Below are 9003 nucleotides of genomic sequence, written 5' to 3'. Positions count from 1 at the left end.
GCCTGGAAAAGGCCCAGGCCGCCTATGGTACCGTCGTCGTCAACGCCGCCTTCATCATCATGGCCCTGCCGCTTTCGTCCTTCCTGCCGAAGGTCGACCCGCGAAAGCTCCTGATCGGCATGTTCGCCGTCGGGATCGCGGTTGCGCTCGGGCTGGGCTTCGCGGGCGACCGCTGGCCGCTGGTCTTCTCCCTCATCGCCCTTGCCGGCTTCGGCATCGGTGGCCAGCAACTCGTGCTGAACTATCTGATCTCGAATACCTACCCGACGCAGCTGCGCGCAACGGCCACGGGCTGGGGCATCGGCGTCGGTCGCTCGGGAGCGATCATCGGCTCCGCGATCGGCGGCACATTGCTGACCGGCGTGGGTCCGTCCGGCTACTTCATGACGCTTGCCATTCCGCTGGTGATCGCGGCGCTGGCGACGCTGATGGTTCGGCCGGCAGTCGGCGCCGCCCTCGCCTCGCCCGCACCGGCCGCCGCCGCTCCGGCGATCCGGTGAGCCTCATGCGGCTGCATCAGGCATAGGCGAAGCCGGGAGAACAACCCGGGACGCGACCGCCGAAAGGCCGGTCGCGTCCCTCTTTTTTGTGCCCGATGCGAGGCGCAGGCGGGGCCGCCCCGCTAATCACGCCCTCGCGGGGCTCCATACCCTTCGGGTATCAAAATACACCCAATCGATCCTGTTCCCCGGGAATGGCGCGTTCTAGCCTTTGCTTCAATGAATATGGGAGCGAAACGTGTCTGAAGGTCCGCGGATTCAACAGGTCGAGACGATTCTGGTCGATCTGCCGACCATCCGCCCGCACCAGCTGGCGATGACGACGATGCATCGCCAGACATTGATGATCGTGCGGCTGCATCTGTCGGACGGCGTGGTCGGGATTGGCGAAGGCACCACGATCGGCGGGCTGGCCTATGGTCCCGAGAGCCCGGAGGGCATGCAGCTCGCGATCGATACCTATCTCGCGCCGATCCTGCTCGCCAGCGATCCAAGCCGCATCGCCCGGACGATGGCGACCATCGCCATGTCGGTCCAGGGCAATCATTTCGCCAAATGCGCCGTCGAGACGGCCCTGCTCGATGCGCTCGGCCAGCGCGTCGGCCTGCCGATTTCCGAACTGCTCGGCGGGCGCCAGCATGACCGGCTGCCCGTGGCCTGGACGCTGGCCAGCGGCGACACCGGCCGCGACATCGCGGAAGCCGAGGAGATGCTGGCGCGCCGCCGCCACAACATCTTCAAGCTCAAGATCGGCAAGGGCGATCCCGGCGCCAATGTCGCCCATGTCGCTGCGATCAAGCGCGCGCTCGGTGACCGCGCCTCGGTGCGCGTCGACATCAACCAGGCCTGGTCGGAAGCCACCGCGTCGGCGATGCTGCCGGCGCTCGCCGCCGCCGGTGTCGAGCTCATCGAACAACCCGTCGCCTTCCGCAATCTCGGCGCGCTCRCCCGGCTGGCCCGCGAGACGCCGGTCGCGATCATGGCGGACGAGGCGCTGAACGGCCCGGAAACCGCCTTCGCCATCGCTGCCCTCGCCGCCGCCGACGTGTTCGCGCTGAAGATCGAACAATCCGGCGGGCTCTTCGCCGCGGCCAAGGTGGCCGCGATCGCGGAAGCCGCCGGCATCGGACTCTATGGCGGCACGATGCTGGAAGGCGGCATCGGCACTGCGGCCTCGGCCCATCTCTTCTCGACCATCGGCAAGCTGGAATKGGGTACGGAGCTGTTCGGCCCGCTGCTGCTGACCGAGGAGATCCTTGAGACGCCGCTCGACTATGCCGATTTCGGCCTCACCGTGCCGACGGCGCCGGGACTCGGCGTGACGCTGTCCGAAGCTCAACTGAGCCGCTTCCGGCGCGACCGCACCGAGCGCTCGGTCCATGTGCTGCCACGCGCCAAGACGGGGTTCTAGAGATCATGCTGTTCCAGGTTGAAATGGATGTCCGGATCCCGCCCGACCTGCCGGTCGAGACGGCGACCGCGCTGAAGGCGAGCGAACGCAAGCGTGCGCAGGAGCTGCAGCGGGCCGGGCTCTGGCGCCATCTCTGGCGTCATGCCGGGCGCTATGCCAACACCAGCATCTTCGACGTCGAGAGCCCGCAGGCGCTGCACGACATTCTCTCGGAGCTGCCCCTCTTCCCCTACATGGACGTGAAGGTCACGGCACTCTGCCGCCACCCGTCGTCCGTGCATGACGACGACCGCTGACAAACAACGGCTGCGGCCTGAAATGGCCGCCAATCACCAGAACACGAGGAACCGCCATGCCCATCAACCTGATCTCCGACGAGGACAAGAAGGATCTCGCCGCCCGTGCGGCCGGGATGGACAATGACAAGGGCGACCCGCGCACCAAGGCCGTCACGGCCCAGCTGCTCTACCGGATCATGCAGGTGATCGACGAGTGCGACGTCTCGATGGACGAATTCTGGGCAGCGGTCGCCTTCATCGGCAGGGCCGCGAAGAATGACGAGCTCGGCCTGCTCGTCCCCGGCATCGTGCTCGAGCATTTCCTCGACCTGCGGCTCGACGAGGCCGAACGGCTTGCCGGTCTCAAGGGCGGCACGATGCGCACCATCGAAGGGCCGCTCTATGTGCCCGGCGCGCCGCTCTCCAAGGGCGAGGCCCGCATGGATGACGGCACCGATCCCGGCGAGATCTTCATCATCGAAGGCCAGGTCACGGACGAGGACGGCAAGCCGATTGCCGGCGCGATCGTCGACCTCTGGCACGCCAATTCCAAGGGCGGATATTCCTTCATCGATGGCGAGCAGGCGCCCTACAATCTGCGCCGTCGCATCGAGACGGATGAACAGGGCCACTATCGCGCCCGCACGATCGTGCCGAATGGCTATGGTTGCCCGCCGGAAAGCGCGACGCGCCAATTGATGACCGCACTCGGCCGACATGCTGAGCGCCCGGCCCATGTCCATTACTTCATTTCGGCGCCGGGCCACCGCCAGCTGACGACGCAGTTCAACTTCACCGGCGACAAATACCTCTACACGGACTTCGCCTTCGGCACCCGCGACGAGCTCGTCGTCACGCTGGACCGCGTCGTCGACGCGGACGCGATCCGCAATGCCGGTCTGAACCGCCCGTTCGCCCGCACGACCTTCGACATCGTGCTGACCAAGGAGCGCGAGGGCGTGCCGCAGACGCAGGTCAGCCGCACCCACGTCACCGCCGGCTGAGGCCCTCGCTCACCGGCCTGGCACCCGGCCAGGGTGCCCCGCCATAGACTGTCACGGACAGCGCCAAGCGGCGCGGCGGCCTTCGCCGCCCGCCCGACCGGCGACGGTGCCAAACCGTCCAGTCCCCGCCCTCGTGGCGGCATAATCCCGGAGATCGACCATGTCCCAGCCATCCACGCGCGGCCGCCGGTTCGAAGGGCGCAGCCTTGTCGTCACCGGCGCGGCCCAGGGCGTCGGCAAGCAGGTGGCGCTGGATGCGGCCGCCGAAGGGGCAAGACTGACGATCGTCGACCGCTCGGCCATCGTCCAGGAGGTCGCGCAGGAGATCACCTCGGCCTTCGGGCCAGGGCGCGTCATCGCGCTGGAGGAGGATCTCGAGACCTTCGCCGGGAATGAGCGGGTGATGGCGCGCGCGCAGGAGAGCTTCGGCGCCATCGACGTGCTGGTGACCAACGTCGGCGGCGCGATCTGGATGCGGCCCTTCCAGGAATTCGACGAACGCCAGATCGCCGCGGAGATCAGCCGTTCGCTGTTTCCGACGCTGTGGGGCTGCCGCACCGTGCTGCCCTATATGCTGGAGCAGGGACGCGGCGCGATCGTCAATGTCTCCTCGATCGCGACCAAGGGCATCAACCGCATTCCCTATTCCGCGGCCAAGGGCGGCGTGAACGCGCTGACCGCCTMGCTCGCCTTCGAGCTTGCGGGCACGAATATCCGCGTCAACGCCGTGGCGTCGGGTGGCGTGGATGCGCCGCCCCGCCGGATTCCACGGGGAACCGACGTGCAGACCGAGGCCGACAAGCAGTGGATGCAGCAGGTCGTCGACCAGACGCTCAGCGCCTCGCATCTCGGCCGCTACGGACAGCTCGGCGAGATCGCAGCCGCCATCCTGTTCCTGGCCTCGGACGATGCGTCCTATATCAACGGAACCGTGCTGCCGGCCGGCGGCGGAGACCAGGGATGACAGATGCCATGACCACTCGTCCCGTCGTGGTGGCGGTCGCCATCACCGGCTCCGTGCCGCGCAAGAAGGACAATCCGAACCTGCCCGTGCTGCCGGCCGAGCAGGTCGCCTCGACCCGCGCCGCCTTCGAGGCGGGCGCCAGTCTCGTCCATATCCATGTCCGCCATGACGACGAGACGCCTTCGTCCGATCCGGAGCGTTTCGCTGAGGTGCAGGACGGCATTCGCCGGGCCTGCCCGGGCATGATCGTCCAGTTCTCGACCGGAGGCCGCGGGCGCGACCCGGCGGCGCGCGGCCTGAGCCTGGTGCATCGTCCGGACATGGCCTCGCTCTCGACCGGCTCGGTGAATTTTCCGACGATCGTCTACGAGAACCCGACGAGCCTGGTGAACGATCTCGCGGCGCGGATGCTGGAGCATCGGATCGCACCCGAGATCGAGATCTTCGACCTCTCGCATATCCACGCCGCGCGCCGCCTCGTTGACGAGGGGCTGATCGGACCGCGCCCGCATATCCAGTTCGTGATGGGCGTCCGGAATGCGATGCCGGCCGACGAGGTGCTGCTCGACATCCTGCTCGCCGAGACCAGGCGGGTCATCCCGGGCGCCACCTGGACGGCCGCCGGCATCGGGCGCGACCAAATGCGGGTGATGGACTGGGCGCTCGCCCGCGGCGCTGACGCGGTCCGCACCGGGCTGGAGGACAATATCCGCATCAGCAAGGACCGGCTGGCGAGCGGCAATGCCGAGCTGATCAGCCTCGCCGTCGAGCTGATCCGCCGCCACGGCCGCCGACCGGCCACGCCCGCCGAGGCGCGCGCCGCGCTGAACCTCGCGCCGGTCTGAAGCGGCGGGGCGAGTGGCGCGGCGACAAACGCCTGGTGTCCATCACAGAACCGATGACATCCCGCCATCGACATAGATGATCTGGCCGTTGACGTAGTCCGATGCCGATGAGGCCAGAAACACGGCGGCCCCGACAAGCTCCTCCGGCCTGCCCCAGCGCCTGGCCGGCGTGCGGCCCTTGACCCAGGCGTCGAAGCTCGGGTTCTCGATCAGGGCCTGGTTCATGTCGGTGATCATGTAGCCCGGGCCGATCGCATTGGCCTGGATGCCATGCTCGGCCCATTCCGCCGCCATGGCCCGCGTCAGCATCTTGATGCCGCCCTTGGCAACCGTATAGGGCGCGACCGTCGCGCGGGCGAGTTCGCTCGTCAGCGATCCGATATTGACGACCTTGCCATGGCCGCGCGCGATCATGCGCTTGGCCGCCTCGCGCCCGATCATGAAGGCCGAGGTCAGGTTGGTGTCGATGACGCGCTGCCAGTCCGCCGTGGCGAGCTCGACCATCGGCTTGCGGAACTGAATGCCGGCATTGTTGACGAGGATATCGACCGCAATACCTGCGGCATCGAAGCCCTCGAAGGCCCGCAGAATCTCGGGCTCGTTGGTCACGTCGAATGGCGCCGCATCCGTCTGGTGGCCCGCCGCCCGGAACTCCGCGACGGCCTGTGCGACGCGCTCAGGGTCCGTGCCGTTGATCAGGATGCGAGCACCTGCAACAGCCAGTCCTTCCGCCATGGCGCGGCCGAGCCCACGCGAGGAGCCTGTCACCAGCGCGGTCTTGCCGGTGAGATCGAAAAGAGGGTTGGTCATGGGCATCGTCCTTACAGGCTGGAGCGACGAACGATGAGGTCCGAGCGTTCGAAGACGGCGGGCAGGAGTTYGACGCCGAGCCCCGGCCCTTCCATCGGCAGGACATAACCGTCCTTGATCACCGGCATGGTGTCGACGAGTTCCTTGTACCAGCCGGTGTAGAAGGCCCGCACCGATTCCTGGATCAGCGTGTTGGGCTGGCTGAAGGAGGCATGGATCGCGGCGATAAAGCCGACCGGGCCGATGCAGTCATGCGGGGCGAAGGGGCGGTGATAGGTCTCCGCCATGGCGGCGATCTTGCGCCCTTCGGTCAGCCCCCCGGTCCAGCACAGGTCGGCCATGACAATGTGCATGGCGTCGTGGTCGAGCATGTCCTTATAGGGGAAACGCGAGCCCAGCGTCTCGCTGGCGCAGACCGAAACCGTGGTCGAACGGGCGAATTCGGCCAGCGCCTGTGGCGAGTTCATCCGGATCGGATCCTCGTACCAGGTCGGGCTGTAGGGTTCGAGCGCACGGGCGATCTTGATCGCGGTCGGCAGATTCCAGAGCGAATGGAACTCGACCATGATCTCGATCTTGTCGCCTACCGCCTTGCGGATCTTCTCGAACGGCTCGATCGCCTTCCGCATCTGGTCGGGGCTGATGAAAAGCCCCTGATTTTCGATCGCGGCCGGGTCGAAGGGCCAGATCTTCATGGCCGTGATGCCGCTTTCGAGCAGGCTCTCGGCGACGGCATCGGCACGGTTCATGAAGCCGTCGAGGTCCTCATAGGGACCTGATGCATCCCCCAGATTCCAGGTCGAGACCGGCTTGATGTTCTGCGAGCGGACATATTTGTACCCCGCACAGGTATTGTAGATGCGCTGCTTGTCACGGCAGAGGCCGCCGAGCATCTGGTGCACCGGCTGGCCGCAAACCTTTCCGAAGACATCCCACAAGGCGATATCGACCGCCGAGGTCGCACGCGACTCGACGCCGGTCGAGGCCTGCGCCATCGGCAGGTTCGTCATCTCTCTGTGCAATGCCTCGATGTGCAGCGGGTTCTTTCCGAGCAGCCGCATGGCGAGCGTGTCGTGCAGATGCGCCTCGACCGCCCCTGCCCCATAGAAGGTCTCGCCGAGACCGATGATGCCCGCATCGGTATGCACGCGAACCCACAGGACATTGGCGAATTCTTCGGTCCGCAACGTCTCGATGGCGGTGATCTTCACGGCCTGCCTCCCTGGCGGCTGGCGTTCTTCACCGGGTTTCTTGCCGGGGAACGCCTTGGTTGAGTGCGAAACAGGCGAGCCCGATGACAGCCTCGCCCCCTCGAAACGAGGCGACCATAGGAGTGCTTGTAAAATATCACAACATGTTTATGGTCGACGCCAAGATGGATCCGTTCAACGAGTTCCACGACTGAGGAGACGGGACATGGCCAAGCGCCCAAGCCGCCCGCGGCTGGTCGCAGAGGGTGAGACGAGCGTGCCGCCACGGCGCAATCGCATCAATCTCTTCGAACTCGCCTATCACCGGATCGAGGAACTGCTCGTCAAATGCGAGCTCGCGCCCGGCCGTTTTCTCGCCATGCAGGACCTGCAGGACCTGACCGGCTTCGGCCGCACCCCGGTGCATCATGCCGTCAACCGTCTCGCCGCCGACACGCTGATCATCATCCGCCCGCGTCATGGCCTGCAAATCGCGCCGATCGACCTCGCCCGGGAACGCGTGCTGCTGCATCTGCGCCGCGACATCGAACGCTTCGTCATTCGCCTCGCGGCAGAACGCGCCGGCCCCTCGCATCGCAACCAGATGCTGCACATGGAACGCCTGCTGCGCGAGAAGCGCGACGGGCTGACGCTTGCCGAGTTCAATGCGCTCGATCGCAGGATCGACCAGATGGTGCTGGCCGCCGCGGGCGAGCCGTTTCTCGAACACACGCTGCGCCCGCTGCACACCATCTTCCGGCGCATCGGCTTCATTTACCACAGCTACATGGCCGAGAAGACCACGCTCGACGGCACGATCGACCACCATCTCGCCGTGCTGAACGCGATCGCGACCCGCCATGCCGAACGCGCAGTCGCGGCCTCCGACGCGCTGATCGAATTCGTCGACAGTATGTTCGACGAGATGGAGGCCCGCATCGACCCTTCTTTACTCGATTGCAGCGTCGAGCCCCTGCTCGGCGCCTGAAACGCAACAGGYCAGTGGACCCCATGCGCATCATCTTCCATGGCGAGAACGCCGCCTCCTTCAGCTCCGGCTTTGCCGAACTCGTCGGCCCCGGGGCCGAAATTCGCATTCTGCCGGACGGGCTCGGCGTCGGCGCCGACCAGCAGGCCTATGCGCAGGCGGATGTCATCATCGGCGTGAAGTTCGATGCCAGCCTGCCGGTCCCGTCCGGGCTCAAGCTCTTCCATGTGCCAGGTGCCGGCTATGACGCGGTCGACCTTGCTTTGCTTCCGCCTGTGGCCAATGTCTGTAACTGCTTCGGCCATGAACAGGCGATAGCGGAATATGTCATGAGCGCGCTGCTGGCCCGGCATATCCCCCTGGCGGATGCCGACGCGAAGCTGCGCCGCGGCGACTGGGCCTATTGGGCCGGCTCACCTGCGCGCGTCCATGGCGAGATCGTCGGCAAGACCATCGGCCTGCTCGGCTTCGGCCATATCGGCAAGGCGATCGCGCGGCGCGCCAAGGCCTTCGAGATGAAGGTCCATGTCGCCAATCGCAGCGCTGTCCCGGTCTCCGATCTCGTCGACCGCGCCTTCACGCTCGATCGGCTGGAGGAATTCTGGGGCTCGGCTGACGCCATCGTAGTCTCCGTGCCGCTGACGCCGGAAACGAATGGCCTCGTCGGCGCCGCAGCCTTCGCGGCGATGCGCCGCGACGCGCTGATCTTCAATGTCGGGCGCGGCCCGACGATCGACGAGACGGCGCTGTTCGAGGCCCTGAAGGGCAAGCGCATCGGCGGGGCGGTGATCGACACCTGGTATCGCTACCCGGGCCCGGCCTCCGCCAATCCRCTGCCCTCCGAGCTGCCTTTTCACGAGCTGCCGAACATCGTGATGACCCCGCATATGTCGGGTTGGACGAGCGGGACGATCCGGCGCCGCCAGCAGACCATCGCCGACAACATCAAGCGCAGCTTCGCCGGGGAACCCCTCATCAATCTCGTACGGGAGGCGCGCCAGACTGCCTGAACG

At 66.4% G+C, this 9003-nt stretch carries 10 protein-coding genes; 8 read left to right on the top strand and 2 right to left on the bottom strand.

Annotated features, from left to right (window positions below):
• From AC1DRP_RS23690 to AC1DRP_RS23665, 6 genes are all read left to right on the top strand, one after another.
• A partial coding sequence (locus AC1DRP_RS23690) for an MFS transporter (RefSeq protein WP_476769730.1) occupies positions 1-500 on the top strand: 500 nt, incomplete at its 5' end.
• A gap of 238 nt (positions 501-738) precedes the next feature.
• Positions 739-1911 carry a muconate/chloromuconate family cycloisomerase gene (locus tag AC1DRP_RS23685; protein WP_476769729.1) on the top strand — a complete coding sequence of 391 codons (1173 nt, stop codon included), beginning with the start codon at positions 739-741 and terminating at the stop codon, positions 1909-1911.
• A gap of 5 nt (positions 1912-1916) precedes the next feature.
• The gene (gene catC / locus AC1DRP_RS23680; protein WP_043230486.1) at positions 1917-2207 is read left to right on the top strand and encodes a muconolactone Delta-isomerase; all 291 of its coding nucleotides are present in this window, start codon (positions 1917-1919) and stop codon (positions 2205-2207) included.
• 56 nt (positions 2208-2263) lie between these two features.
• Positions 2264-3193 (top strand): dioxygenase family protein, encoded by a 930-nt coding sequence (locus AC1DRP_RS23675; RefSeq protein WP_441504605.1) that lies wholly within the window; start codon positions 2264-2266, stop codon positions 3191-3193.
• 160 nt (positions 3194-3353) lie between these two features.
• Positions 3354-4157 (top strand): benzoate diol dehydrogenase BenD, encoded by an 804-nt coding sequence (gene benD, locus AC1DRP_RS23670; RefSeq protein WP_476769728.1) that lies wholly within the window; start codon positions 3354-3356, stop codon positions 4155-4157.
• A gap of 8 nt (positions 4158-4165) precedes the next feature.
• On the top strand, positions 4166-5002 hold the full coding sequence (locus AC1DRP_RS23665; protein WP_441504607.1) for a 3-oxoadipate:acetyl-CoA acetyltransferase: 837 nt from the start codon (positions 4166-4168) through the stop codon (positions 5000-5002).
• Positions 5003-5044: 42 nt separating this feature from the next.
• Here the strand turns inward: AC1DRP_RS23665 and AC1DRP_RS23660 are convergent, their stop codons facing one another.
• Positions 5045-5812 carry an SDR family oxidoreductase gene (locus tag AC1DRP_RS23660; RefSeq protein WP_441504608.1) on the bottom strand — a complete coding sequence of 256 codons (768 nt, stop codon included), beginning with the start codon at positions 5810-5812 and terminating at the stop codon, positions 5045-5047.
• A gap of 11 nt (positions 5813-5823) precedes the next feature.
• Positions 5824-7023: a mandelate racemase/muconate lactonizing enzyme family protein gene (locus AC1DRP_RS23655; protein ID WP_476769727.1), complete on the bottom strand. Its 1200-nt coding sequence runs from the start codon at positions 7021-7023 to the stop codon at positions 5824-5826.
• Between the two features lie 205 nt (positions 7024-7228).
• Here AC1DRP_RS23655 and AC1DRP_RS23650 point away from each other — a divergent pair, with 205 nt between their 5' ends.
• Positions 7229-7990: a GntR family transcriptional regulator gene (locus AC1DRP_RS23650; RefSeq protein WP_441504610.1), complete on the top strand. Its 762-nt coding sequence runs from the start codon at positions 7229-7231 to the stop codon at positions 7988-7990.
• Positions 7991-8013: 23 nt separating this feature from the next.
• Positions 8014-9000, top strand: coding sequence for a 2-hydroxyacid dehydrogenase (locus AC1DRP_RS23645; protein ID WP_441504611.1), 987 nt, complete (start codon positions 8014-8016; stop codon positions 8998-9000).
• Positions 9001-9003 lie beyond the last annotated feature (3 nt).

The organism is Allobosea sp. 01N443 (assembly GCF_056399325.1).
The sequence above is the reverse complement of the archived record's forward strand: the minus strand, read 5'-3'. Positions and strand labels throughout refer to the sequence as shown.